Raw genomic sequence first — 25,512 nt, forward strand, 5'->3', positions numbered from 1 at the left:
ACCGAAGGAGGTTCTCATGACCGCCGTCCTGGAGAACCCCACGCACGCCGAGCCCGGCCCGGAGGTGACCGGCCGCGAGCAGCACCCGCAGCGCCCGGTGCTGGAGCTCGTGCCCTCCTCGCGTCGCGAGGACGTGCAGGCCACGACCGAGCTGACGGCCGAGCAGATCGAGGAGCTCGGCCGCAGGCTCGACGCGATCCGCGACCGCGTCCTCGCCGAGCGCGGCGCGTCCGACGCCGAGTACATCCGCGGCGTCATTCGCAAGCAGCGGGCGCTGGAGATCGGCGGCCGTGCGCTGCTGTTCGCCGGTGTGCTGCCGCCGGCCTGGATCGCCGGCACCGCCATGCTCTCGATCGCCAAGATCCTCGAGAACATGGAGATCGGGCACAACGTCATGCACGGCCAGTGGGACTGGATGCGTGACCCGAAGATCCACTCGTCCACCTGGGAGTGGGACAACGTCTCGTCCTCGGCGGAGTGGAAGCACTCGCACAACTACATGCACCACACCTACACCAACGTCGTCGGCAAGGACCGCGACGTGGGCTACGGGATCCTGCGCCTGTCCGAGGAGCAGCGGTGGACGCCGTACTACCTCGGGAACCCGCTCTACAACTTCCTGCTCAGCCTGTTCTTCGAGTACGGCGTCGCGCTGCACGACCTCGAGGTCGAGAAGGTCGTGGCGGGGCAGAAGCCGCTGAGCCGGGTCTGGCAGCAGGTCAAGGCGATCGGCCGCAAGACCGGGCGCCAGATCCTGAAGGACTACGTCGCGTTCCCCGCGCTGGCCGGGCCGTTCTTCCTGCCGGTGCTCGCGGGCAACGTCACCGCGAACCTGGTGCGCAACGTCTGGTCGCACGCGGTCATCTTCTGCGGGCACTTCCCGACCGGCGCGGTGCAGTTCACCGAAGAGCAGCTGGAGGACGAGAGCCGCGGTGAGTGGTACGTCCGTCAGCTGCTCGGCTCGGCCAACCTCGACGGCGGCCGGTTCTTCCACCTGATGACCGGCCAGCTGTCCTTCCAGATCGAGCACCACCTGTTCCCGGACCTGCCCAGCAACCGCTACGCCGAGATCGCCCCCGAGGTCCGGGAGCTCTGCCGCGAGTACGGGCTGGAGTACACGAGCGGGCCGCTGTGGACGCAGTACATGCAGGTCCTGGGCACGATCAACCGACTGGCCCTGCCGAACGGGAAGCGCTGATAGCTTCCGTCGTGTCCGATCCGTCCGGATCGGCGGAGGGGGAGCGGTCGTGCGGCACCTGGTGGGGATCCTGGTCGGGCTCGTCGGGACGGCGGTGGCGCTCGCCGTCGCCGGTGCGGGGATGGGCATCGCCTCCGAGTCGATGATGCGGATGGACCTCGACCGGGTCCCCGCCGGCTCGGGCCTGCTGTTCGTGGGCGGGCTGCTGCTGGGCGCGGTGGTGCTCGCCGCCCGGCTGTCCCCGGGCGCACCGCTGGCCGGGGCCGTGCTGCTCCTGGGTGGTTCGGCGTGGACGCTGGTCGACCCGCAGTCGTCGTTCGCACTCGGCCGCGGGCTCGGCTACCTGCTGAGCCTGCAGTACGGGATGCTGCTCGCCGGTCTGCTCGCGGTGGCGGCGTTCGTCGTGCCGCGGCGGCGGGCCGAACCCGGCCCGCCGCCGTCGTGGGCACAGGGCCCGTCGTCGGGGCCGGTCGTCCACTGACCGGTCCGGTCCGCCCACCGGCGCGGCGGCACGACGTCGAGGAAGCCGGGCACCTGCGCGATCCGGCCGCCGCCGTCGGTCACGACCACCTCGAACCCGACCACCGGGGCCTCGGCACCGGAGGCGACGACCTCCGGCGGCGCCGCCTGCCGGCGGAACCACGCCCGGTCGTGGTGCCCGTCGACCTCGCCGGGCAGCCGGAACCCGACCCCGGCCGGCTCCTCCCGGACCGTGCCCGGGAACCCGGCGACGCCGTCGTGGCCGGTGCGGGCGGCGAGCGGATCGGGGTGGCGGACCCGCTCAGCCCGCGACCCCCGAGGACAGCGACAGCACCGGCACCGTCCCGTTCAGCACCGAGTCCCCGATCACCTGCTGCTTGTAGACGATCGGGTTGTGCACGGCGAGGGTGCGGGAGTTGCGCCAGTGCCGGTCCAGCGCCCGGTCGACGTCGACCGTGGAGGCGCCCCCCACCTCGAACAGCTCCGAGGTCGCGTCCAGGACCAGCTGCGGCACGGTCGACTGGGCCCGGTACACGTCGAGCTCGGCGGTCGGGCCGTGTCCGGGGTCGGTGAGCGCCCGCTCCAGCGAGGCCGCCGCGGCGTCGACGACGGCGGCGACGGTGAACGCGGCCGCGTCGACCTTCCCGACGACCTGTTGCACCAGCGGGTCGTCCCTGGGCAGGTCGGCGTTGCCGTAGGGCCAGTTGCGGCGCCGGTCGCGGACGTAGGCGGCGGCGTCGTCGGCGGCGCGGCGGGCGATCCCGGCCAGCGCCGCCAGCTGCACCAGCTGCAGGAACGCCTGCCGGACCGGCTGGTGCACGTCGGTCGGCGCGGGCCGCACCTGGGCCGGGTCGACCTCCACCGCGGTGAACCGGGTGGTGCCGCTGGCCGTCAGCTTCTGCCCGAACCCGCGCCAGTCGTCGACCCGCTCGACCCCCGGGTCGGTCGTCTCGACCAGCACGGTCACCCGCTCGCCGTTCTCGTCGAGGGCGACGACGTCGACCAGGTCGGCGTAGAGCGTCCCGGTGCAGTAGAACTTCTCGCCGTCGAGCAGCAGCGTGTCCCCGTCGCGGCGCAGCGTCGTGGTGGCGGAGTTGCGCACCACCCCGCCGCGCTCGGAGATGGCGTTGCCGACCAGGCGTCCGGCCGCGATCTGCTCCACCCGCCCGCGCAGTACCGGGTCGTCCGCGGCACCGGCCGACCACAGCTCGGCGTACAGGAGGTGGGTCCGCAGCGCCTGCGGGACGTTCGAGTCCGCCGCACCCAGCTCGACGAGCAGCCCGAACAGCTGGCGCAGCGAGGCGCCCGCGCCGCCGGCCTCCACCGGGAGCCGGACGGCGCCGAACCCGGCCTCGCGCAGGGCGGCGATCTCCGCCACGGGCAGGCGCCGCTCCAGCTCCCGCTCGACCGCCCCGGCGGCGATCCGGTCGAACAGCGGGCGGAACCGGGCGTGCAGCTCGGCGTCGGTCACGGACACGGGGGTCTCCTGGGAGATCGGGGACGACGCACGTGGGGGTCGGGTCGGGGCCAGCGTAGGTCTCCCGCCCCGTGGCCCGCCGTGACCCGCGCCTCAGCGGGCGTGTGCGCGGGCGGCGGTCCGCACGATCCCCTCGACCAGCCGGGGCCACACCCACCGCGGCAGGTCGTGGCCCATCCCCGGGACCTCCATCAGCTCGGCGCCCGGGACGGCCGCCGCGGTCGCACGGCCCCCGTCGGGCCGGATGATCCGGTCCTCACGCCCGTGCAGCACCAGGGCCGGGCAGGTCAGTGCACGCAGGTCGGCGGTCCGGTCCCGCTCGGCGACGATCGCCGCCAGCTGCCGGCCCGCCCCGCTGCCGTCGCCGGTCTCGCGGGCCTGCGCCCGCCGGAACGTGACGCGCACGTCCTCGTCGTCGGCGGCGGTCCGGTCGTGCGAGCCGATCCGGCGGAACGACCGGACCAGACCCTCGACCGGGTCCGACGGCGGTGGGCGGAGGAACTCGGGGAGCATCCGCGGCGCGGTCCGTCCGGTGCCGTCGCCGGGGCGGCCCATCACCGAGGTCAGCGACCGGACCAGGCCGGGGTGGCGGATCGCGGTCTCCTGGGCGATCGAGGCGCCCAGCGAGGCGCCGACCACGTGCGCCCCGGACGGCGCGACCCGGGCGATCAGCCCGCCGGTGTCGTCGGCCATGTCGGCGAGGGTGTAGACCGGCCGGGCCCGCCGGGTGAGGAACCCCCACGCCGAGATGCCCGGCCCGGACAGCTGCGTCGACCGGCCGACGTCGCGGTTGTCGAACCGCACCACGCGGAACCCGCGGCCGGCCAGCGCGGTGCACAGGTCGTCGCGCCACCAGTCCAGGGACAGGCCCAGCCCCATCACCAGGACCACCACCGGGTCGGCCGGGTCGCCGAAGGACTGGTGGCACAGCCGGACCGCGCCGACGTCGGTGTACTCCTCGGGTTCCACACCCCGCCTTCGGTCGGACACGACCCGCCGGTTCGTCCCGAACGGAGGTGGCTACCCTGGTGCAGCGTGGCACCCACCTCCGTCTTCCCCGCCCTGGAGCCGATCCTGCCCCGCGTCGCCAAGCCGGTGCAGTACGTCGGTGGTGAGGGGAACTCGCAGGTCAAGCCGTGGGACTCCGCGGCCGTCCGCTGGGCACTGCTCTACCCGGACGCCTACGAGGTCGGCCTGCCCAACCAGGGCGTCCAGATCCTGTACGAGGTCCTCAACGAGCGCGCCGACGCGCTGGCCGAGCGCTGCTACGCGGTCTGGCCCGATCTCGAGGCCCTGATGCGCGAGTCGGGGGTGCCGTCGTTCACCGTCGACGCCCACCACGCGATCGGTGACTTCGACGTCCTCGGCGTCTCCTTCTCCACCGAGCTCGGCTACACCAACCTGCTCACCACGCTCGACCTGGCGGGGGTCCCGCTGCACGCCCGGGACCGCGACGGGACCCACCCGGTCGTCGTGGCCGGCGGGCACGCGGCGTTCAACCCGGAGCCGGTCGCGGACTTCGTCGACGTCGCCGCGCTCGGCGACGGCGAGGAGGTCGTCGGGGACATCACCGACGTGGTCCGTGACTGGAAGGGCGAGGGGTGCCCGGGCGGGCGCCGGGAGCTGCTGCTGCGGCTGTCGGCGACGCCCGGCTGCTACGTCCCCTCCCTCTACGACGTGAGCTACCGGCCCGACGGCCACATCGCCGCGGTCACGCCGGTCGACGACCGCGTCCCGGCCACGGTGCAGAAGCGCACCACCATCGAGCTCGACGAGTGGCCCTACCCGAAGAAGCCGCTGGTCCCGCTGGCCGAGACCGTGCACGAGCGGGCCAGCGTCGAGATCTTCCGCGGCTGCACCCGCGGCTGCCGGTTCTGCCAGGCCGGGATGATCACCCGCCCGGTGCGGGAGCGGTCGCTGCAGGGCGTCGGCGAGATGGTCGACGCCGCCGTGCGGGCCTCGGGCTTCGACGAGGTCGGCCTGCTGTCGCTGTCGAGCGCCGACCACTCCGAGATCGCCGAGATCACCAAGGGCCTCGCCGACCGCTACGAGGGCACCAACACCTCGCTGTCGCTGCCCTCCACCCGGGTCGACGCGTTCAACATCGACCTGGCCAACGAGATCTCCCGCAACGGCCGTCGCTCCGGGCTGACCTTCGCCCCCGAGGGCGGGTCCGAGCGGATCCGCCGTGTGATCAACAAGATGGTCTCCGAGGAGGACCTCATCCGGACCTGCGCCGAGGCGTTCTCGCAGGGATGGCGGCAGGTGAAGCTGTACTTCATGTGCGGGCTGCCCACCGAGACCGACGAGGACGTGCTGGAGATCGCCGGGATGGCCTACCGGGTGATCGAGGCCGGGCGGCGGGCCTCGGGCCGCAACGACGTGCGCTGCACCATCTCCATCGGCGGCTTCGTGCCGAAGCCGCACACCCCGTTCCAGTGGGCCGCGCAGTGCCACCCCGAGGTGGTCGACTCCCGGCTGCGCAAGCTGCGCGAGGCGGTCAACGCCGACCGGAAGATCGGCCGCAACATCGGCATGCGCTACCACGACGGCGAGCCCTCGCTGATCGAGGGACTGCTCGCCCGCGGTGACCGCCGGGTCGGCGCCGTCATCGAGCGGGTGTGGCGCGACGGCGGCCGCTTCGACGGGTGGTCCGAGCACTTCTCCTACCGCCGCTGGGTCGACTCCGCGGCGCAGGCGCTGGAGCCGCAGGGGGTGTCGCTGGACTGGTTCACCACCCGCGAGCGCGACGCCGAGGAGGTCCTGCCCTGGGACCACCTGGACTCCGGCCTGGAGCGCGACTGGCTCTGGGAGGACTGGCAGGACGCGCTCGAGGGACGCGAGCAGGACGACTGCCGCTGGACGCCCTGCTTCGACTGCGGGGTGTGCCCGTCCACCGGCACCGACATCGAGGTCGGCCCCAGTGGGACCACGCTGCTGCCGCTGACCGTGGTGAACCCGACGGCCTCGGCCGCCGGACCGCTCGGGGGCACGTCCCCGGGTGACTGAGAACGGACTGTCCTCGATCCCGGACCCGGCCGTCGCCGACGGTTCCTCCTGGGAGTACGGCGGCAGGCACCTGCGGGTCAGGGTCGCCGACGAGCGCGACGTCGCCGAGCTCGCCCGGCTGCGCAGGCTCTGGCTGGAGGAGCGCGCCGGACGCCCGGTCGACGACCCCGGCTTCGCCGAGGCGTTCGCCGCCTGGTGGCGGGTCGAACAGCCGCGCCGGGCGTTCTGGGTGGCCGAGGCGGGCAGCGACCGCGCCGGGTGGACCCCGGTCGGGTCGATCAACGTGCTGGAGACCGTGCAGATGCCCCGGCCCGGGGGCCGGGGGACGCGGACCGGACAGGTCGGCAACGCCTTCGTGCTCGCCGCGTTCACCGAGGCGGGTGTGCCCCGGGTGCTGCTCGCGGCGGTGGTCGCGCACGCCAGGGCCCGCGGGTACCGGCGGCTGATGCTGGCCCCGACCGCGGGCAGCGCCGCGTTCTACCGGCGCGCCGGGTTCCGACCCGCCGGCGACACGCTGCTGGTCCTGGGCGACTGAGGCGGACCGCGGCGGGCTTTCGTGCCCGTCCGGTCGTCTCCGTCCCGCGGTGTCCGGATCGGATACCCAACGGTCACGGGGGTGCCCGGTGCTGCGGCGATGATCGAACTAGGGTCTGGCCGCACCGGGCCCGCGACGGCGTCCGGATCCGGCGTGGGGGGACCACATGGCGACGACGCACGAGCCGACGGGTGACCGTCCGGACTTCTCCCACGAGGAGGAGGGCTACCACAAGAGCCTGGGCAAACGACAGCTCCAGATGATCGCCATCGGGGGTGCGATCGGGACCGGGCTGTTCCTCGGCGCCGGGGGCAGGCTCGCCTCGGCGGGGCCCGCGCTGGCGGTGGTCTACGCGGTCTGCGGCGTGTTCGTGTTCCTGATCCTGCGGGCGCTCGGCGAGCTCGTGCTGCACCGGCCGTCGTCGGGGTCGTTCGTCTCCTACGCCCGTGAGTTCTACGGCGAGAAGGCGGCCTACGTGGCCGGCTGGCTGTACTTCCTCAACTGGGCCTTCACCTCCATCGTCGACGTGACGGCGATCGCGCTCTACATGAAGTTCTGGGGCGCCTTCTCCGCCGCCCCGCAGTGGCTGATCGCCCTGGTCGCGCTGGTCGTGGTGCTGGCGGCGAACCTGGTCTCGGTGAAGCTGTTCGGTGAGCTGGAGTTCTGGTTCGCGCTGGTCAAGGTGATCGCGCTGGTGGCCTTCCTGGTCGTGGGCACCGTCTTCCTCGCGGGGCGGTTCCCGATCCAGGGCGCCGAGACCGGCATCTCCGTGCTGACCGACAACGGCGGCCTGCTGCCCAACGGCCTGCTCGCCGCGGTCGTCATCACCCAGGGCGTGATCTTCGCCTACGCCGCCACCGAGCTCGTCGGCACGGCCGCGGGGGAGACCGAGGACCCGGAGAAGGTGATGCCCCGGGCGATCAACTCCGTGATCGCGCGGATCGCGGTCTTCTACGTCGGCTCGCTGGTGCTGCTCGGCCTGCTCCTGCCCTACACCGCCTACCGCGAGGGCGTCAGCCCGTTCGTCACGTTCTTCGACTCGATCGGGGTGCCCGGGGCCGGCACCGTGATGAACCTGGTCGTGCTGACCGCCGCGCTGTCGAGCCTCAACGCCGGGCTGTACTCGACCGGTCGCATCCTGCGCTCGATGGCGATGAACGGCTCGGCCCCGGGATTCACCGGGCGGATGAACAGGTCGGGGGTGCCCTACGGCGGCATCGGCCTGACCGCGGTGATCACCCTGCTCGGCGTCGGGCTGAACGCGGTCGTGCCCGAGCAGGCCTTCGAGATCGTGCTGAACGTCGCCTCGCTCGGCATCCTCGCCAGCTGGGCCACGATCGTGCTCTGCCAGATCCGGTTCGTGCGGATGACCGAGTCCGGGATCCTCACGCGGCCCTCGTTCCGGCTGCCGGGTTCGCCCTGGACCGGCTACGCGGTGCTGGTCTTCCTGGTCGCGGTGCTGGTGCTGATGGGCTTCGACTACCCGGTCGGCACCTACACGGTGGCCGCCATCCCGGTGCTGGCCGTGCTGCTGACGATCGGCTGGTTCCGCGTGCGCACCCGGGTGCTGGAGGCCGCGCGGGAGCGGATGGGGCACACCGGCCGCTTCCCGGTCCGCGCCGACCGGCCGCACCGCGGCTGACCGGGCCGGGCCCGGTCTCTAGACTCGCCGCCGTGGCACGAGTGAAGGCCGGAGCCGCGGCGAACCCGGCACCCCCGACGGTGCAGCGGGTCCGGCTGCGCTTCGCCAAGCGTGGCCGGCTCCGGTTCCTGTCCCACCGCGACGTGGCCCGCAGCTTCGAACGGGCGGTCCGCCGGGCGGGCGTCCCGGTGTCGCACTCGCACGGCTTCAGCCCGCACCCGCGGTTGTCCTGGGTCGGCGCCGCACCGACCGGTGCGGCCAGCGAGGCCGAGTACGTCGAGATGGGGCTGACCCGTGAGGTCGACCCGGAGCTGGTGCGGGAGGCCATGGACCGGGCGCTGCCCGACGGGCTGGACGTCGTCGCGGCGGCGGTGGCGACGCCACCCGCGCTGGCCGACCGGATCGACGCCGCCCGCTGGCGGCTCGAGGTCCGCGGGCTCGACCCCGCCGCGGTGCGGTCCGCGGTCGAGCGGTTCCGCGCCGAGTCCTCGGTCGTGGTGACCCGGATGACCCCGTCCGGGCGCAAGGAGATCGACGTGCGGGCCGCCGTCGTGAGCCTGTCGGTCGAACCGCTGGTGAACGGTACGCCGGCCGATCACGACCCGTCCGGGGCGGCGGGTTCGCCGGGATCGGTCACCGACTGTGCGATACTGACGGCGGTCGTACGGCTGACGACACCGACCGTCCGACCCGATGACGTACTGGGTGCGCTCACCGTCGTCGCAGACCTGGCGCCACCGGTACCGGTGACGGCCACCCGGTTGGCGCAGGGCCTGCTCGACGACGAGGGCCATCTGGTGGATCCGCTCGGTGCGGTCCCGGCGACCCGGGCCCGGCCGGACGGTTCCTGACACGGACGGCACCTCCCGCCGCCGGTCCGGCGTCGAGCACCATCCCCGAAGACCGGGGAGCGACATCAGATGTGCCGTACCGCGCAACCCGCGCGAGCTGCGGAACGTACGCGCAAGGTCCCTGAGCGGCCGCCTCCGACGTGAGGCGCCCGGGGGCGAAGGAGCTGAATGTCCGTGAACGACGCGCCCGCCGGTAGCACCGGCGGGCTCCCCGAGCTGCCGGAGAAGATGCGGGTCCACGCCCTGGCGAAGCTGCTGGGTTCGGCGAGCCGCGATGTGCTGGCGACCCTCGCCGGTCTGGGCCAGGAGGTCCGCAGCGCCCAGTCCAGCATCACCCGTGCCACGGCCGAACAGGTCGTCGCGGCGCTGCGCCCGGTGACCGGAGGGCCCGACGGGTCCCCCGCGGAGCCGACCCCCACCACGACCGGGTCCGTCGACGCCGCCGACCGCGCCGGGGGGCCGGTCGACCCCGGGACCGCCGGGTCCGCCGCCGACCTCGGCGACGGGGACGGGGACGCGCCCGCCGACACCCCGACGAACCCGTTCGACACCGGCTCCCGGGCCGCCCGGGGCGGAGCCGCCCCGGCCCTGGCGCCGGTGTTCGCCGTCCCGATGTTCCAGGCACCCGCCGCCCCGGGCACCACGCCCGCCGTGTCCGCCCCGGAGGCCACCGAGCCCGCCGGCGACACGGGCGAGCAGCCCGGTGGCGAGGACGGCTCCGACGGCGGCCCCCGCCGCGGCCGCAAGGGCCGACGCCGCAAGGACCGTGACGCCGAGGTCGCGGCGGCCGCGGAGACCCGGGACACCACCACGCAGGCCGCCGAGGACACCGACACCGACGGGGCCGCCGACACCGACGACCGGGGCGAGGGCTCCGACGACGACGGCGACGGCGAGGACGGCAACCGCCGCCGTCGCCGCCGGGGCCGCCGCGGCCGCGGGCGCGGCAAGGGCGGCGAGGACTCCGGCGAGGACGGCGACGACGCCGACGACTCCGCGGACTCCGGCTCCGCGGACTCCGGCTCCTCCGCGGCCGGGTCCGGGGACTCCGGTTCCGCGGACGACTCCGACGACGACGCCGAGGACGACTCCGACGAGCAGTCCTCGGGCGGCTCCCGCCGGCGGCGGCGCCGCCGCCGTCGCGGGGGGTCCGACGTCGAGGACCGCTCCGAGGACGACCCGCCCAACACCGTCACCCGGGTCCGTGAGGCCCGCAGCGCCGCCCGCCAGGACTCCGGGTCGTCCTCGGACGACCAGGTCCAGGGCGTGCGCGGTTCCACCCGGCTCGAGGCCAAGCGCCAGCGCCGCCGGGACGGCCGGGACGCGGGCCGTCGCCGTCCGCCGATCCTGTCCGAGTCGGAGTTCCTGGCCCGGCGCGAGTCGGTCGACCGCCGGATGGTGATCCGCCAGCGGTCCGACCGCACCGAGATCGGCGTGCTCGAGGACGACATCCTCGTCGAGCACTTCATCACCGGCGGCAACTCCGGCAGCTCCATGGTCGGCAACGTCTACCTCGGGCGCGTGCAGAACGTGCTGCCGTCGATGGAGGCCGCCTTCGTCGACATCGGTCGCGGGCGCAACGCCGTGCTCTACGCCGGTGAGGTGGACTGGGACGCCGCGGGCCTCAACGGCAAGGCGCGCAAGATCGAGCAGGCGCTCTCCTCGGGCGACCAGGTGCTGGTGCAGGTCACCAAGGACCCGGTCGGCCACAAGGGTGCCCGGCTGACCACGCAGATCTCCCTCGCCGGCCGCTTCCTGGTCTACGTCCCCTCCGGCGGCGCCGCGGGGATCTCCCGCAAGCTGCCCGACACCGAGCGCAAGCGCCTCAAGGAGATGCTCAAGGAGATCGTCCCGGCGGATGCCGGAGTGATCATCCGGACCGCGTCCGAGGGGGTCTCGCACGAGGCGCTCGAACGCGACGTCCGCCGGCTGCAGGCGCAGTGGGAGGTCGTCAAGGAGAAGGCGAACAAGACCGGCCCGGGCGCGCCCAAGGCGCCGACGCTCCTCTACGAGGAGCCGGACATGCTGGTGAAGGTCGTCCGCGACCAGTTCAACGAGGACTTCTCGGCGCTGGTCGTGTCGGGCGCCGACGCGTGGGACACCGTCTCCGGCTACGTCGGGCACGTCGCCCCCGAGCTCGTCGACCGGATGCACCGGCACACCGGCCCGTCCGACGTCTTCACCGAGTACCGGATCGACGAGCAGCTGCTCAAGGCGCTGGACCGGAAGGTCTGGCTGCCCTCGGGCGGCACGCTGGTGATCGACCGGACCGAGGCGATGACCGTCGTCGACGTCAACACCGGCAAGTTCACCGGTTCCGGCGGCAACCTCGAGGAGACCGTCACCCGCAACAACCTGGAGGCGGCCGAGGAGGTCGTCCGACAGCTGCGGCTGCGTGACATCGGCGGGATCATCGTCGTCGACTTCATCGACATGGTGCTCGAGGCGAACCGGGACCTGGTCCTGCGCCGCCTCACCGAGTGCCTCGCCCGGGACCGCACCCGCCACCAGGTGGCGGAGGTGACCTCCCTCGGTCTGGTCCAGATGACCCGCAAGCGGGTCGGCGGCGGGCTGCTGGAGCACTTCTCCACCACCTGCGAGCACTGCCGCGGACGGGGCGTGATCGTCTCGACCGACACCGGCCCGGACCACCAGCACGGTCGTTCCGGCAACGGCGCGCACCAGGGGAACGGCTCCGGGAACGGCAACGGGTCCGGGAACGGCAACGGCCACGGAGGCGGTTCCGACAACGGCTCCGGGAACGGCGCCGACTCCGACGGCGGGGGCCGCCGCCGTCGCCGCGGCGGGAACGGCAACGGTGGCTCCGGCCGGCGGGACCCGGGCCGTCAGGACGCTGACCGCAACGGCTCGGGCCACCGCAACGGCTCCGACCGTGCCGAGGAGGGGACCGGGCGCGTCGGCGCCGCCGCGGGAGTCGCGGCCGTCGCCGCCGCGGGCAGTACCCCGAGGGGCGACGAGGGCGCGGCCGGCGAGGTCTCCGTGCCGGCCACGGCCGACACCACCGTCACCGACGCCGCACCCGCACCGGCCCCGGCCGACGACGAGACCGTCGTCGCCGAGCCGCGCGGTGAGCTGACCGGGGCCGCGGCCCCGGTGGTCGCCGAGCCGCCCGGGGCCCCGCAGGCCGCGGCACCGGCCCGGGACGTGGCCCCGGAGCCGACGGGGTCGATCCCCGCGGCCCCGGAGCCCGAGGCACCCGCACCGCGCCGCCGCCGGGTCAGCCGCTCCGCCGGCGCCCCGGTCCGCGGCGGCGAGGCGGCGGTCATCACGACCGCCTCGACGCCGGAGGAGGCCGCTCCGCCGGTGGCCACGGGGGGCCCGGCCGACGCGGGGACGACGGCCGCTCCGGCCGTCGCCGCGCAGCCGGAGCCCGCCGCGGCCGTGACCCGACCCCGACGTCCGCGCCGGGCGGCCTCCCGCCCGGCGGGCCCGCCCCAGGACGGAGGGTGACGGCGACCCCGGCGGAGAGCCCTCCGACGGGGTCGCGTAACCTTGACCGACAGAAGCCACGCCTCTGCACACGACAGTGTTCGGCACGGGGGCGGTGGTGTGCGCGCCGGGGACCGGCGCGAGCTGTGAAGCCCGAGCGCACCAGGTGCGCCCCCGATGTTCAGGAGTCGTGCGTCAGCGATGTACGCGATCGTCAAGACCGGCGGCAAGCAGTACAAGGTGGCCGTCGACGACGTGGTCACCGTCGAGAAGCTCGACGGTGAGCCCGGCGCCGAGATCATTCTGCCCGCCGTGCTGCTCGTCGACGGCGACCAGGTGACCACCGACGCCAGCGGCCTCACCTCCGCGGTGACGGCCACCGTCGTCGAGCACACCAAGGGTCCGAAGATCCGGATCCACAAGTTCAAGAACAAGACCGGGTACCACAAGCGTCAGGGGCACCGTCAGCCCCTGACGAAGGTCCAGGTCACCGCGATCGGCAAGTAAGGAGCCCGCGTCATGGCACACAAGAAGGGTGCGTCCAGCTCCCGTAACGGTCGCGACTCCAACGCCCAGTACCTGGGTGTGAAGCGGTTCGGCGGCCAGTCGGTCAAGGCCGGCGAGATCCTCATCCGTCAGCGCGGCACCGCCACCCACCCGGGTGTCAACGTCGGGCGTGGCAAGGACGACACGCTGTTCGCCCTCGCCGCCGGGACCGTCGAGTTCGGTTCCAAGCGCGGTCGCAAGACCGTGAACATCGTGCCGGCCGAGGTCTGAGCGACCCGCCAGCACAGCGACGCCGACGGCGGGTCACCCCGGTAACGGGGGGCCCGCCGTTCGTCGTGTCACCACCCACCGCGGTCCGGCCGCGGTTCGACCACAGAGGAGCACCGTCATGTCCCGGTTCGTGGACCGCGTCGTGCTGCACGCGACCGCGGGGGCCGGGGGCAACGGCTGCGCCTCGGTGCACCGCGAGAAGTTCAAGCCGCTCGGCGGTCCCGACGGTGGCAACGGCGGCCGGGGCGGCTCGGTCGTGCTCGTCGTCGACGCAGGCGTGCACACACTGCTCGACTACCACCACCGTCCCCGCGCGGTCGCCAAGAGCGGCACCCAGGGGCAGGGCGCGTTCAAACAGGGTGCGAACGCCCCGGACCTGGAGCTGCGGGTGCCCGACGGCACCGTCGTGCTCGACGCCGACGGCGAGGTCGTCGCCGACCTCGTCGGCGTCGGCACCCGGTTCGTCGCCGCCGAGGGCGGCCGGGGCGGGCTCGGCAACGCCGCGCTGTCCTCCGCCGCCCGCAAGGCCCCCGGCTTCGCGCTGCTCGGTGAGCCCGGCGACGAGGTCGAGCTGACCCTGGAGCTGCGCAGCCTCGCCGACGTCGGCCTCGTCGGGTTCCCCAGCGCGGGCAAGTCCTCGCTGGTGGCGGCGCTGTCCGCGGCCCGCCCGAAGATCGCCGACTACCCGTTCACCACGCTGGTTCCCCAGCTCGGTGTGGTCAGTGCCGGTGACGACACCTTCACCGTCGCCGACGTCCCCGGGCTCATCCCGGGCGCCGCCGACGGCCGCGGCCTCGGCCTGGAGTTCCTGCGCCACATCGAGCGCTGCTCGGTGCTGGTGCACGTGGTGGACTGCGTGACCTTCGAGACCGAGCGCGACCCGGTGTCCGACATCGAGGCGCTGGAGACCGAGCTGGCGCACTACGCCGAGGCCCTCGGTACCGGCGCGCTGGGGGAGCGGCTCGACCAGCGTCCCCGCCTGGTCGCCCTGAACAAGATCGACGTCCCGGATGCCGCCGAGCTGGTGGACATGGTCCGGGAGGACCTGACCGAGCGGTTCGGCTGGCCGGTCTTCGCGATCTCCACCGCGTCCCGCGCCGGGCTGCGGGAGCTGAGCTTCGCGATGGCCGAGCGGGTCGCCGCGGCCCGCGCCGCCGGCCCGGAGGCCGAGCCGAGCCGGATCGTGCTGCGCCCGCGCGCCGTCGACGACACCGGGTTCACCATCACGCCCGACCCGGAGCTCGACGGCGGGTTCGTCGTGCGCGGCGAGCGTCCCGAGCGGTGGATCCGGCAGACCGCGTTCGAGAACGACGAGGCCGTCGGGTACCTCGCCGACCGGCTGGCCCGGCTCGGTGTGGAGGAGGCGCTGGCCAAGGCCGGTGCCGTCCCCGGCTGCCCGGTCACCATCGGCCAGGTCACCTTCGACTGGGAGCCGTCGACCCCGGCCGGCGTCGCCGCCCTGCTCACCGGGCGTGGCACCGACGTCCGGCTGGAGGGCAACGACCGGGTCGGTGCCGCCGACCGCAAGCGCGCCCGGGGCGCGCGCCGCGCCCACCTGTCCGACGCCGAGCTCGCCGCGGGCGCCCGCTACTCCTCGGACCGTGAGATCGAGGAGTGAGTCCCGCGTGAGCACGCGCGCCGCCCTGGGTGCGGCGAGGCGGATCGTGGTGAAGGTCGGGTCGTCGTCGCTGACGAGCCTGACCGGTGGGCTCGACCCGGCCCGGCTCGACGCCCTGGTCGACGCCCTGATGGCGCGCCGGGCCGCCGGGGCGCAGGTCGTGCTGGTCTCGTCGGGGGCGATCGCGGCCGGGCTCGCGCCGCTGCAGCTGCGCCGACGCCCGCGCGACCTCGCCACCCAGCAGGCCGCCGCGTCGGTCGGGCAGCTGTTGCTCGCCCACGCCTACTCGGCGTCGTTCGCCCGGCACGGGCAGGGCATCGGCCAGGTCCTGCTCACCGCCGACGACATGATCCGGCGCTCGAACTACCGCAACGCCCAGCGCACCCTGGAGCGGCTGCTGCAGCTCGGGTCGCTGCCGGTGGTCAACGAGAACGACACCGTCGCCACGGCCGAGATCCGGGTGGGCGACAACGACCGGCTCGCCGCGCTCGTCGCGCACATCGTCGGCGCCGACGCACTGGTGCTCCTCTCCGACGTCGACGGCCTCTACGACGGCCACCCGCGTGACCCCGGGACGTCGCTGATCGGCGAGGTCGAGGACCCGGCCGAGCTCGCCGGGGTCAGCGTCACCCGTCCCGGCTCGGGGCTGGGCACCGGTGGGATGGCCACCAAGGTCGAGGCGGCGGCGACGGCGTCGGCGGCCGGGATCCCGGTGCTGCTGACCTCCGCCGACCGGGTCGGCGACGCCCTGGCCACGACCGACGACGGCCCGGTGGTCGGCACCGTGTTCCGCGCCGCCGGGACCCGGATGAGCGCCCGCCGGTTCTGGCTGCGGCACGCCGCCGACGTCCGCGGTGCCCTCGACCTCGACGACGGCGCGGTCGAGGCCGTCCGCCGTCGTCGCCGCTCGCTGCTGGCGGCCGGGGTGCACGGCGTGTCCGGCGACTTCGACGCCGGCGACGTCGTCGAGCTGCTGGCACCCGGCGGGCGGGCCATCGCGCGGGGGGTCGTCTCCTACGACGCGACCGAGCTGCCGCACATGATCGGCCGCCGGACCCGCGAGCTGCCGCCCGAGCAGCGGCGCGAACTCGTCCACGCGGACGACCTGGTTCTGCTCTAGACGGAGGCACGGGCACAATGCCCGCATGACGGCCGACCGCGCCCGTTCCGCGCTGGTCGCGTCCCTGGTCCGCGACGGCCGGGTGCGCACCCCCGCGGTCCGTGCGGCACTGGAGACGGTACCGCGCCACCTGTTCCTGCCCGGCCTCGACCCGGCGGAGGCCTACGCCGACGTCGCCGTCCCGATCAAGGTCGACGACGGCGTGACGGTCAGCTCGGTCTCCCAGCCCTCGATGGTCGCGATCATGCTGGAACAGCTCGGGGCCGGCCCGGGACACCGGGTGCTGGAGATCGGTGCGGGTGCGGGCTGGAACGCGGCCCTGCTCGGGCGGCTCGTCGGACCCGACGGGGTCGTGACCACCCTCGACATCGACGACGATCTCGTCGCCGGGGCACGGGCGAACCTGGACGCTGCCGGGTTCGACGGGGTCGAGGTCGTCGCCGGGGACGGCGCGCTCGGACACCCGCCCGCGGCGCCCTACGACCGTATCGAGCTCACGGTCGGCTCCACCGGCGTCCGGCCGGAATGGGTCGCCCAGCTCGCGCCCGGTGGCCGGCTGCTGCTGCCGCTCACGGTGCGCGGCAGCCAGCTGTCGGTGGCGTTCACCCACACCGCACCGGGACGGTTGCGGTCGCGGTCGGTGCGCAGCTGCGCGTTCGTCCGGCTGCGCGGGGCGGGCGCCGACCCCGGGGCCGAGGTCGCCCTGCCGGACGGCCGGTGGCGGGTGCAGCCCGCCTGCGCCTCCGACGACGCCGACGTCCCGGACCCGCGGGCGCTGGCCCGCGCGACCACCGGGGCGGGCACCGACCGGGCCGTGGCCGCGGCGGGCTCGGTCGCGGACCTGTGGGACGGCCTCGGCCTGTGGTGCGCGGTCGCCGACCCGGGCGTGGTGCGGCTGTTCGGCCCGCCGGAGGGCTGGGCCGCCCCGGCCCTGTTCGACCTCGGCGGTGTCCGGGCGACACTGGGCCTGGTCGCGGGCGACGGCTGCGCGCTGCTGCTGGCGGCCCCGGAGGCCACGGTGCGTTCCTGCGGGCCGGACGGCGACCTCGCCGCCGAGCGGCTGGCCGGGCTGGTCGCGGGGTGGGTCGACGCGGGCCGTCCGCACGCGGCGGACCTGCGGGTCGAGGCCGTCGTGCCGTCCCTGGCGGAGGACCCCGCGGACGGTACGGAGGGCGCCACCGGGCCCGGTGGCACCGGCGCGGGGCACGTCGTGGTGGACGGCGCCGGTACCCGGCTGACCCTGCAGTGGGGCACGGCCGGCTGAGGCACGGGACGCGGCCCGGAGCCGGGCCCGGGGCGACACGCCCCCGCAGCGCTGCCGCGGTGCGGGATCCGTGGCCCGGTGCCCCGGCCCACCCGGCGTCCCCGGGCGCTCCGGCGGCGGGCCCCGGGCGCGCCGCCGGACCGCCCACGTCGCCCGGGTCACGGCGCTCACCGTGACCGGGGCGTCCGCGGCGGAGCGGCGGTCGTGGTCCCCGGCGTCGTCGGGACCGGCACGACTCAGACCTGCTCGACGTCGAAGTTGACCAGGCCGCCCTCGACCTCGGTCACGGTCGCGCGCACGTCGATCGAGTCCTCGCCGGAGGTGACCCGGCAGCCGACGGCCTGCCCGGTGGTCGGAGCGAGGTCGCCGTCGCAGGAGGTGGCGTCGATCGGGACGCCGGCGTTCTGCGCGACGAGCGAGCCCACCGTGTCCTGCAGCAGCGCCCTCGGCACCGGGCGGGGCTCGGTGGTGATGTCGAAGGAGACGGTGTCCCCGTCGACGGCGGTCACGGTGACGACCGCGCCGACCGGCTGGCCACCGGAGTGGAACTCGCAGGTCTGGCTCGCCCCGACGGTCGCGTCGAGGTCGGTGGCGCAGTCGGCCTTCCCGTTGTCGAGGGACACGCCCTGCGCGCCCAGCTTGCTGACGATCTGCTGCTCGACGCTGTCCGCCGGGACGGAGGCGAGGCTGCAGGCCGTGGTGCCGAACAGGACGGTGCTCGTCGCCGCGGCGACCAGGCCGAGCCGGGCGAGGCTGCGCAGGGTGGCGTTCATGGTGTCTCCTCGGGTGGTGGCCCCGGCGGCCCGGGCGGCCGGTGGGGCGAACACCACGAACTCTGCGGTGGGCCACTGGCAGTCCACTTGCAGCGGCCTTGCAGGGTCCTGCACGCGGTCCCGCGGAGCGTTGCTCAGGCGCTCCGGCCCACCGCCCGGGCGGCGACGGTGCCCTCGTCGCCGAGCTCGTCGAGGACCGCGGCGATCGCCTCCCGACCACCCGCGACGCCCTCGGTGAACGCGGCCGCGTACCGCTCCGCCGACCCGCCGAGCCCGGCCCGGACCAGCGCGACGTTGCGCTCGGAGTCCTGCGGGTCCATGTCCTCGGGCCGGTAGCCGACCTCGCCGCCGACCGCGGACACCGCCCCGAGCAGCCGGGCGCCACGCACGCCGTCCCCGGACTGTCCCAGCGCGCCCGCGAGGGCGTGCGTCGCGACCAGCCAGGACGTCACGTCGGGCTCGCCACCGAGGAACCGCACGAGCGACTCCGCCTCGTCCAGCGCGGCCGGGTCGCGACGGTCGAGCAGGGCCTTCACCAGGTGCCAGCGCGAGGACCCGTCGGCGAACCCGTGCCCGGCCCGCCGGGCGACGGACACCGCCGACCGCAGCAGGTCCAGCGCCGTCGCGGTGTCCCCGCCGAGCCGTGCGAGGTGCCCGGCGGCCATCAGCGTCTCGGACTCGCCGGGGCCGTCGCCCGCGGCGCGCGAGACCGCGAGCGCCTCACCGAGCAGGGCCTGGGCGGCCGCCGGGTCGGTCGCCGCCGCGAGGTAGGCGCGGAACGCGAGCCCGCGGGCGACCTTCGTCGGGTGCCGTGCCGGGTCCATCCGCTCCAGCCCGGCCGCGACGTCGGCGGCCGCCCCGGCCGGGTCACCGGCCAGGTAGCGCAGGGGACCGGAGGCGAAGTGCGCCAGCCCGACGGCCTCCGGGTCGGCGTCCGGCCCGGCCGCGGCCAGCGCCGCGGTGACCCACCCGATGCCCTCGGCGACCCGGCCGAAGCGGTACCAGTACCAGCCCAGCACCCCGGCCAGGCGCAGCGCGTCGTCGACCGCGGCGGTACTCCCGTCGGCGAGCGCGGCCCCGAACGCGGCCCGCACGTTCGGCTGCTCGGCGCGGACCCGCCCGAACCAGCGGGCCGCGTCGTGGCCGAGCCAGGCGGCGTCGGCCTCGGTGACGACACCGAGGACCCAGCGCAGGTGCGCGGTGCGGGCCGCCGTACGCGCGGCGTCGTCGAGCAGGGTGTCGCCGAAGGCACGCAGGGACTCCAGCAGCGCGAACCGGCGGGGGCCCGGTGCGCCGGTGTCGACGCCGACCAGGGACTTCGCGACGAGCGTGGCCAGCCCGTCGCGGACCGGCACCCCGGCGACGGCGGCGGCCGCGGCCGCGTCGAACCCGCCGGTGAACACCGACAGCGCCCCGAACAGCCGCCGGTCGGCAGGGCCGAGGTCGTCGACCGACAGCGCGATCGTGTGCTCCAGGCTCCGGTGCCGGGCGGGGGTGCCCCGCCCGGCGCCGACGAGCAGGGAGAACCGGTCGTCGAGGGCGTCGGCGATCTCGCCGACCGACAGGGTGCGGCTGCGCGCCGCCGCCAGCTCGACGGCCAACGGGAGCCCGTCGAGCCGGGCGCAGACCTCGGCGACGCGGGCCCGGTCGCCGCCGACGGGGGCCGCCCCGGGCGCCGCGGCCGACGCGCGGTCCAGGAACAGCTGCTCGGCCGCGGCGGAGGACAGCGGCGCGAGCTCCAGCAGCTGCTCGCCGGGCAGGTCGACGGGCTCGCGGCTGGTCGCGACCACCCGCACACCGGGGCAGGCGGGCAGCAGGGTGCCGAGCAGCTCGGCGACGGCGTCGAGGACGTGCTCGCAGTTGTCGAGCACCAGCAGGCCGGGGGGGCCGGCCAGGGCGGCGGCGAGCTGGTCGGCACCCTGGGCGGTGAGCACCCCGGTGGCCTCGGCGACGACCGGGGCGAGCAGCGCGCCGGGGGTCCCCGGCGCGAGATCGGCGAGCTCGGTCCACCACACCGGCCCGCCCGCGTCGGCGGCGACGGCCAGCGCGACGCGGGTCTTGCCCACCCCGCCGGGGCCGACGACGGTGACGAGCCGGTGGGCGTCGAGGGCCGCGCGCAGCCGGACGAGGTCGTCGTCGCGGCCGAGCAGCGCCGTCGACGGCACCGGCAGCGGCCTGCGGGCGGTCCCGGCGGCGGGCGCCGGGGCGTCGGCGGCGGGGGCCCGGTGCAGCAGCTCCGGGTCGTGGGCGAGCACCGCCCGCTCGGTCGCGGCGAGGCCGGGCCCCGGGTCGACGCCGAGCTCCTCGGCGAGCAGGTCCCGCGCGGTCCGCAGGACCGCGAGGGCGTCGGCCTGGCGCCCGGCGCGGTAGAGCGCGCGGGCCCGCAGCTCCCACGCGCGCTCCCGCAGCGGGTACTCGGCGGTGAGCGCGGCGAGGTCGTCGAGCAGCGCTACGTCCTCGCCGGTGGCGAGCGCGGCGGCGGCCCGGTCCTCGCGGATGCCGACGCGCAGCTCGGTCAGCGCGGCCACCTCGGCGGCCAGGAAGGCGCGGGCGGCGAGGTCGCCGAACGGGGTGCCGTCGCCGGTGGCCAGCGCCAGGTCCAGCACGGACACCGCCTCGTGCGGGCGTCGCTGCGCCAGTGCGGTCGCGCCGCGGGCGGCGAGCTCGCGCATCGCCCACACGTCGACCTGCTCGGGCCGGACGGCCAGGGCGTAGCCGCCGCTGCCGCGGACCAGCACCGTCGCGGCCCCGCGGGCCGAGCGGCCGGGCTCAAGGACACCTCGCAGCCGGGCGACGTAGGTGTGCAGCGCCTGCTTCGCGGCCGGGGCGGGTTCGGAGTCCCAGACGGCGTCGATCAGCAGGTCCTCGGTGGCCGGACGCCCGGCGGCGACGACGAGTGCGGCGAGCAGCGCCCGCGGACGCGGCCCGCCGAGCGCCAGGTCGTCGCCGTCACGGCTCGCCCGCACACCGCCGAGGACCGAGAGCTGCAGCGGGGACGCCTGCGGGGGTACCGCCTCCGCGGGCACGGCAGGACCGGACATGCCCCGACCCTACGAAGATGATCCGGACCTCCGGAATCATCTGCCCTGATGATGCGTGGCCTCTCAGCCGCGCGGCTCCAGGTGGACCAGCGGGATCTCCCGGGTGGTGCTGCGCTGGTAGCCGGCGTAGTTGCGGTACTTCCCGGCGATCTGCGGCCAGAGCGTCGCGCGGTCGGCCGGGTCGGCGATCCGGGCGCGCATGGGCACGCGTGGCCCGCCCTGCACGGCGACCTCGACGTCCGGGTCCGCACGCAGGTTGAGGAACCAGGCGGGGTGGCGGTCGTCGCCGCCCCGGGAGGCGACCACGACGTAGCGCCCGTCGCCGTGGACGGGTGCCGTGAGCAGTACCGTGCGCGGCTCACCGGAGCGCCGGCCGCGGGTGGTCAGCTCGACGACGGGCATGCCTCCGGCGGAGTGGCCGACCTTCCCGCCGGTCAGCCGGATCAGCAGACGGTGGCCCGCGTTCATGGCCTTGAGCGCGAAGTCGGGTGGGTTCACGACCCGAGCCTACCGGCGGGTAGCCGGCTCGTCAGCTCGTCGCGACCCTCTCCAGCGCGGGCCGCAGCCCGTCGAGCAGCCAGCCCACCGACACCACGTTCGGCGCCTGCAGGGCGATGGCCTGGTCCAGCGTCACCGGTGTGTAGGTGCCCTCCCGCACCGCGCGCACCCGGCGCACCAGCTCGTCGCCCTCGAACCTGGTGCGGTCGCCCGGCCCCGCGAAGGTCATCAGGAGCAGGTCGGCCTCCGACAGCCTGCCGATCTCCTCGTAGGACACCCCGACCGTGCCCGGGGCCAGCGCGTCGCTCGCCGGCGCGTCCCGGAACGAGGCCGGCACCTCCAGTCCCAGCGACCGCAGGAACACCGTCGACTGGTTCTGCTCGCCGACCACCATCGGCAGGATCTCCCCGCGCGCCTGCCCGTAGAGGTAGGTCTTCCCGGCGAGCCCGGGCAGCCGGTCACGGGTCTCGGCGATCCGGCGTTCCGCCTCGGCGACCAGCGTCCCGACGGCGTCCTCGCGGCCCAGCGCCCGCCCGATCTGGCGGGCGTCGTCCTGCATGGAGGAGGTGTACAGGCCCTCGGCGTAGGTGACGGTCGGCGCGATCCGCGACAGCGCGTCGTAGCCGGCCCGGTCGGTGATCTGGAACGCCGAGACCCCGAGGACCAGGTCCGGCCGGAACGCCGCGATCTGCTCCAGTGGCAGCGACCCCTCCGGCTCGATCGCGAGCACCTCGGGTGGAAGGGCGTCCAGATAGGGCAGCGCGGGACCGCTGTCGCCGGAGCTGCGAACCGCGCCGACGACCGGTGCGCCGACGGCCTGGGCGACGGCCAGGTCGTTCATGCCCAGCGCGACGACCCGCTGTGGGGGTGCGGGCACCGTCGTCTCGCCGAAGGCGTGCCGGACGGTCACCGGGAACGCGGCCCGTCGGTCGGCGTCGCCGGGGCGGTGCCGGTGCTGCCGGGGGAGGCGGCGCAGCCGGTCAGGACCAGGGTCGCACCGAGCAGCGCCGCGAGCAGCGTGGTTCCACGGGGCCTCATCGTTCTCCTCAGGTAAGGTGAGGCTCACCTTCTATCAGAGAACGGGCACGGCGAGGAAGTCTCACCCGGCGGACGGGACCGCCCCGGCCAGCTCCCTGGCCCGGGCGATCTCGATCTTGCCGGTCGGGGTGCGGGGCAGCTCGTCGACGACCACCACGGTGCGCGGCACCTTGTAGCCGGCCAGTACCGTGCGGACCCGCTCGCGCAGCCGTCCGGGCAGTTCCGGATCCGCGCCGGGGGAGACTACGATCGCGGTCACCCGCTGGCCCCACACCGGGTCGGGGACCCCGACGACCACGCAGTCGGCGACCGCCGGGTCGGCGAGCAGCACGTCCTCGACCTCCTGCGGGTGCACCTTCTCGCCACCGGTGTTGATCACCCCGGCGCCGCGGCCGAGGAACCGGATGACTCCGTCCGGGGTCAGCTCGGCCAGGTCGCCCGGCACGGCGTAGCGCACCCCGTCGACGAACCGGAACGTCGCGGCAGTGCGCTCGGCATCGCCGTGGTAGCCCAGCGGCAGCGGGCCGCGGTAGGCGAGGACCCCGGTCCCGGGCTCGCCGGGGGCGAGCACCCGGCCGTCGTCCGCGATCAGCCGGGTGGCGGGCACCGGTCGGAACTGCGCGGGCAGGTCGTGCACCGAGCGGGTCACCGCGAAGGCGAACGGGCCGCCCTCGCTGGCCGCGATGGCATCGGTGACGGTCAGCGCGGTGCGTTCGTGCAGCGCCTGCTTGAGCCGGTCGCCGAGCGCGGTGCCCGAGCTCAGCACCACGCGCAGCGACGAGAGGTCGTGTGGTGCGCCTGCGCGCTCGGCTCTGGCCAGCTCGTCGACCAGGGGGCGGCGACCGCGTTGCCCGCGACCACGATCGTCTGGACCCGTTCCGCGGCGACGGTCTGCCAGACGTGCGGTGGGTCGAGCCTGCCGGGGCGGGCGAACACCGCCCGGCCGCCGACGAGCAGTGCACCGAGGGTGTTGAACAGTCCGGTGCCGTGCATCAGTGGCACGACCGGCAGGGTGACCGGCGACCGGTCCTCGGCACGGGCGGACACCGCGAGAGCCACGGCGTCGTCGAGGCCCTCGGGCGGGGCGTCCCGGCCCAGCGGGCCGAACACCGCGACCGCGATGCCGTGCAGCAGATCACTCTGGCGCCACACGACGCCCTTCGGCCGTCCGGTGGTCCCGCCGGTGTACATGAACAGCCGGTCCGAGCCCGGTCGCGGGCTGTGCGGGCGGGGCGGGGTGGTGCGGCGGATCGCGGACAGGTCGGCCGCGTCCGGACCGGGGTCGGCGCCAGGCGCGTCACCGTCGCGGACAAGTAGCCGCAGCGAGGGCAGGTGCGCCGCCGCGTGCGCGACGTTCGGGGCGAGCGACCCGCTGAACACGATCGCGGCGGCCCCCGCGTCGTCGAGCAGCGAGGTCAGCTCGGCCGAGGTGTAGCGGTAGTTCGCGTTCACCGGGACCGCGCCGAGTTTGAACGCCGCGAACACCGTCTCCAGGTAGGCCGAGCCGTTGTACAGGTAGCAGGCGACCGTGTCCCCGGCCCCGACTCCCGCGCGGTCGAGTGCGGTCGCGAGTCTCGATGCACGGTCGTCGAACTCGGCGTAGGTCCACCGGGCCCCGGGTTCACTCACGGCCGTCGCGTCCGGGATCCGGGCGGCGAGGGCTTCCCACACGGTACCGAAGGCGACGTCCATACGGACCCAGGCTAGGGAGCCGCCCACCGGGCGGCGATCGGCCGATGACAGTGACCGGGGCGGTCGTCCGACCATGGCGGACCGGGACGGATGACGTAGTCCGGGCCGCTACGCGGACCGGGCTGCCATGCTGGACCTCCGGGCGGCGGCGGAGCCCCGGGACGACCGAGCGGAGGCGCTGCGAGTGGACGCACCGACCGGGTCCCCGACGACCACCCCGGTGACGGTCCTCGTCGCCGACGACCACGCCGTCGTCCGCCGTGGGGTCCGTGCCTACCTGGAGTCCCTCGACGACGTCGAGGTCGTCGGCGAGGCCGGTGACGGGCAGGAGGTGCTGGACCGGCTCGGCGCGATGTCCGTGCACCGGGCGCTGCCCGACGTCGTCCTGATCGACCTGTTGATGCCCCGCCTCGACGGCGCCACGACGACGGCGCTGATCGTCGAGCGCTTCCCGGGCGTGCGGGTCGTCGTGCTGACCAGCTTCGGTGAACGGGAACGGGTGCACGCCGCACTCGGCAGTGGTGCGTCGGGCTACCTGCTGAAGGACGCCGGCCCGGGCGAGGTGGCCGCGGCGGTCCGGGCCGCCGCCCGCGGTGAGGTGCTCCTCGACCCGAGGGTCGCCCGGCAGCTGACCAGGGAGATGGTCTCGCCGGCGAGCGGGCTCGGCGCACTCACCCTCCGCGAGCGGGACGTGCTGATGCTGGTCGCCCAGGGCCGGTCCAACCTGGAGATCGCCGACCAGCTGCTGATCAGCGAGCGGACCGCGCGGAAGCACGTCGGCAACGTGCTGCGCAAACTGCAGCTCACCTCACGCACCCAGGCGGCGCTGGTCGCGGTCCGGGAAGGGCTCGTCCCACCGCGGGGCCGGCCGGCCGGCTACGACGGATGACGTAGCGCGGCCGGGACACCGGACCACCGCCGTCGCCTCGGTGGGTCCCTAGCGTCGGACTCCGGGGCGGAGCACGCCCGCGCCCGGACGAGCGCCCACCGGGCGCCTGATCCGGGTGCCCGCACGAGCGCACCCGGTCCGGGCGTCGCACGGCGGGACG

General features: G+C 75.1%; 22 protein-coding genes. 13 read left to right on the plus strand and 9 right to left on the minus strand.

Translation table 11 applies throughout. The features are described 5' to 3' along the window. Positions 1-16 precede the first annotated feature (16 nt). Together KPF47_RS28445 and KPF47_RS28450 are read left to right on the plus strand one after the other, a co-directional pair. The gene (locus KPF47_RS28445) at positions 17-1,198 is read left to right on the plus strand and encodes an acyl-CoA desaturase (RefSeq protein ID WP_224391882.1); all 1,182 of its coding nucleotides are present in this window, start codon (positions 17-19) and stop codon (positions 1,196-1,198) included. Between the two features lie 49 nt (positions 1,199-1,247). Continuing rightward, positions 1,248-1,679, plus strand: a complete 432-nt coding sequence (locus KPF47_RS28450; protein ID WP_224391883.1) for a hypothetical protein — start codon at positions 1,248-1,250, stop codon at positions 1,677-1,679. 300 nt (positions 1,680-1,979) lie between these two features. Here KPF47_RS28450 and KPF47_RS28455 read toward each other — a convergent pair whose 3' ends face one another. Further along, a complete protein-coding gene (locus KPF47_RS28455; protein WP_224391884.1) occupies positions 1,980-3,155 on the minus strand; it encodes an acyl-CoA dehydrogenase in 1,176 nt (391 codons plus the stop codon). A 93-nt stretch (positions 3,156-3,248) separates the two neighbouring features. Further along, a complete protein-coding gene (locus tag KPF47_RS28460; protein ID WP_224391885.1) occupies positions 3,249-4,124 on the minus strand; it encodes an alpha/beta fold hydrolase in 876 nt (291 codons plus the stop codon). A gap of 66 nt (positions 4,125-4,190) precedes the next feature. On the opposite strand from KPF47_RS28460, the gene KPF47_RS28465 reads away from it, so the two are divergent. The 10 genes from KPF47_RS28465 to KPF47_RS28510 all read left to right on the plus strand — a co-directional run bounded on the left by KPF47_RS28465 (position 4,191) and on the right by KPF47_RS28510 (position 17,421). Beyond that, positions 4,191-6,164, plus strand: coding sequence for a TIGR03960 family B12-binding radical SAM protein (locus KPF47_RS28465; RefSeq protein ID WP_224391886.1), 1,974 nt, complete (start codon positions 4,191-4,193; stop codon positions 6,162-6,164). Continuing rightward, positions 6,157-6,699, plus strand: a complete 543-nt coding sequence (locus tag KPF47_RS28470) for a GNAT family N-acetyltransferase (protein ID WP_224391887.1) — start codon at positions 6,157-6,159, stop codon at positions 6,697-6,699. Before KPF47_RS28465 ends, KPF47_RS28470 begins: the two co-directional genes overlap by 8 nt. A gap of 166 nt (positions 6,700-6,865) precedes the next feature. After that, positions 6,866-8,341: an amino acid permease gene (locus tag KPF47_RS28475; RefSeq protein WP_224391888.1), complete on the plus strand. Its 1,476-nt coding sequence runs from the start codon at positions 6,866-6,868 to the stop codon at positions 8,339-8,341. A gap of 41 nt (positions 8,342-8,382) precedes the next feature. Then, on the plus strand, positions 8,383-9,192 hold the full coding sequence (locus KPF47_RS28480; RefSeq protein WP_224391965.1) for a TIGR03936 family radical SAM-associated protein: 810 nt from the start codon (positions 8,383-8,385) through the stop codon (positions 9,190-9,192). 174 nt (positions 9,193-9,366) lie between these two features. Beyond that, a complete protein-coding gene (locus KPF47_RS28485; RefSeq protein WP_374108906.1) occupies positions 9,367-12,663 on the plus strand; it encodes a translation initiation factor IF-2 N-terminal domain-containing protein in 3,297 nt (1,098 codons plus the stop codon). Positions 12,664-12,843: 180 nt separating this feature from the next. Then, entirely contained in the window at positions 12,844-13,149 is a 306-nt protein-coding gene (gene rplU / locus KPF47_RS28490) for a 50S ribosomal protein L21 (protein WP_020624746.1), read from the plus strand. Positions 13,150-13,161: 12 nt separating this feature from the next. Beyond that, positions 13,162-13,419 (plus strand): 50S ribosomal protein L27, encoded by a 258-nt coding sequence (rpmA, locus tag KPF47_RS28495; protein ID WP_020624745.1) that lies wholly within the window; start codon positions 13,162-13,164, stop codon positions 13,417-13,419. A 118-nt stretch (positions 13,420-13,537) separates the two neighbouring features. Then, the gene (obgE, locus tag KPF47_RS28500; protein ID WP_224391890.1) at positions 13,538-15,037 is read left to right on the plus strand and encodes a GTPase ObgE; all 1,500 of its coding nucleotides are present in this window, start codon (positions 13,538-13,540) and stop codon (positions 15,035-15,037) included. A 7-nt stretch (positions 15,038-15,044) separates the two neighbouring features. Beyond that, positions 15,045-16,157 carry a glutamate 5-kinase gene (gene proB, locus KPF47_RS28505; RefSeq protein ID WP_224391891.1) on the plus strand — a complete coding sequence of 371 codons (1,113 nt, stop codon included), beginning with the start codon at positions 15,045-15,047 and terminating at the stop codon, positions 16,155-16,157. A 25-nt stretch (positions 16,158-16,182) separates the two neighbouring features. Continuing rightward, entirely contained in the window at positions 16,183-17,421 is a 1,239-nt protein-coding gene (locus KPF47_RS28510; RefSeq protein WP_224391892.1) for a methyltransferase domain-containing protein, read from the plus strand. 236 nt (positions 17,422-17,657) lie between these two features. On the opposite strand, the gene KPF47_RS28515 is transcribed toward KPF47_RS28510, so the two are convergent. The 7 genes from KPF47_RS28515 to KPF47_RS28540 all read right to left on the minus strand — a co-directional run bounded on the left by KPF47_RS28515 (position 17,658) and on the right by KPF47_RS28540 (position 24,400). Continuing rightward, positions 17,658-18,194: a DUF4333 domain-containing protein gene (locus KPF47_RS28515; protein WP_224391893.1), complete on the minus strand. Its 537-nt coding sequence runs from the start codon at positions 18,192-18,194 to the stop codon at positions 17,658-17,660. A gap of 134 nt (positions 18,195-18,328) precedes the next feature. Then, positions 18,329-21,235, minus strand: coding sequence for a BTAD domain-containing putative transcriptional regulator (locus KPF47_RS28520; RefSeq protein ID WP_224391894.1), 2,907 nt, complete (start codon positions 21,233-21,235; stop codon positions 18,329-18,331). Between the two features lie 63 nt (positions 21,236-21,298). Beyond that, positions 21,299-21,703, minus strand: a complete 405-nt coding sequence (locus KPF47_RS28525; protein WP_224391966.1) for a nitroreductase/quinone reductase family protein — start codon at positions 21,701-21,703, stop codon at positions 21,299-21,301. A gap of 61 nt (positions 21,704-21,764) precedes the next feature. Then, positions 21,765-22,610: an ABC transporter substrate-binding protein gene (locus tag KPF47_RS28530; protein ID WP_224391895.1), complete on the minus strand. Its 846-nt coding sequence runs from the start codon at positions 22,608-22,610 to the stop codon at positions 21,765-21,767. A 29-nt stretch (positions 22,611-22,639) separates the two neighbouring features. Further along, the gene (locus tag KPF47_RS39250; RefSeq protein ID WP_255660524.1) at positions 22,640-22,771 is read right to left on the minus strand and encodes a hypothetical protein; all 132 of its coding nucleotides are present in this window, start codon (positions 22,769-22,771) and stop codon (positions 22,640-22,642) included. Positions 22,772-22,832: 61 nt separating this feature from the next. Beyond that, positions 22,833-23,537, minus strand: a complete 705-nt coding sequence (locus KPF47_RS39255) for an AMP-binding protein (RefSeq protein ID WP_308015517.1) — start codon at positions 23,535-23,537, stop codon at positions 22,833-22,835. Next, entirely contained in the window at positions 23,531-24,400 is an 870-nt protein-coding gene (locus tag KPF47_RS28540) for an AMP-binding protein (RefSeq protein WP_308015518.1), read from the minus strand. Before KPF47_RS28540 ends, KPF47_RS39255 begins: the two co-directional genes overlap by 7 nt. Positions 24,401-24,647: 247 nt before the next feature. Between KPF47_RS28540 and KPF47_RS28545 the strand changes: the two genes are divergently transcribed. Further along, positions 24,648-25,352, plus strand: coding sequence for a response regulator transcription factor (locus tag KPF47_RS28545; protein WP_224391896.1), 705 nt, complete (start codon positions 24,648-24,650; stop codon positions 25,350-25,352). Positions 25,353-25,512: the final 160 nt, after the last annotated feature.

This window comes from Pseudonocardia sp. ICBG1293, from assembly GCF_020131355.1.
Classification (GTDB): domain Bacteria; phylum Actinomycetota; class Actinomycetes; order Mycobacteriales; family Pseudonocardiaceae; genus Pseudonocardia.

Bases quoted from the DNA above. Each gene is read 5' to 3' on its own strand.
- KPF47_RS28445 (WP_224391882.1), top strand. From the start codon at position 17: ATGACCGCCGTCCTGGAGAACCCCACGCACGCCGAGCCCGGCCCGGAG.
- KPF47_RS28475 (WP_224391888.1), top strand. From the start codon at position 6,866: ATGGCGACGACGCACGAGCCGACGGGTGACCGTCCGGACTTCTCCCAC.
- rplU (WP_020624746.1), top strand. From the start codon at position 12,844: ATGTACGCGATCGTCAAGACCGGCGGCAAGCAGTACAAGGTGGCCGTC.
- rpmA (WP_020624745.1), top strand. From the start codon at position 13,162: ATGGCACACAAGAAGGGTGCGTCCAGCTCCCGTAACGGTCGCGACTCC.
- obgE (WP_224391890.1), top strand. From the start codon at position 13,538: ATGTCCCGGTTCGTGGACCGCGTCGTGCTGCACGCGACCGCGGGGGCC.
- KPF47_RS28510 (WP_224391892.1), top strand. From the start codon at position 16,183: ATGACGGCCGACCGCGCCCGTTCCGCGCTGGTCGCGTCCCTGGTCCGC.
- KPF47_RS28515 (WP_224391893.1), bottom strand. From the start codon at position 18,194: ATGAACGCCACCCTGCGCAGCCTCGCCCGGCTCGGCCTGGTCGCCGCG.
- KPF47_RS28520 (WP_224391894.1), bottom strand. From the start codon at position 21,235: ATGTCCGGTCCTGCCGTGCCCGCGGAGGCGGTACCCCCGCAGGCGTCC.
- KPF47_RS28525 (WP_224391966.1), bottom strand. From the start codon at position 21,703: ATGAACGCGGGCCACCGTCTGCTGATCCGGCTGACCGGCGGGAAGGTC.
- KPF47_RS39250 (WP_255660524.1), bottom strand. From the start codon at position 22,771: ATGAGGCCCCGTGGAACCACGCTGCTCGCGGCGCTGCTCGGTGCGACC.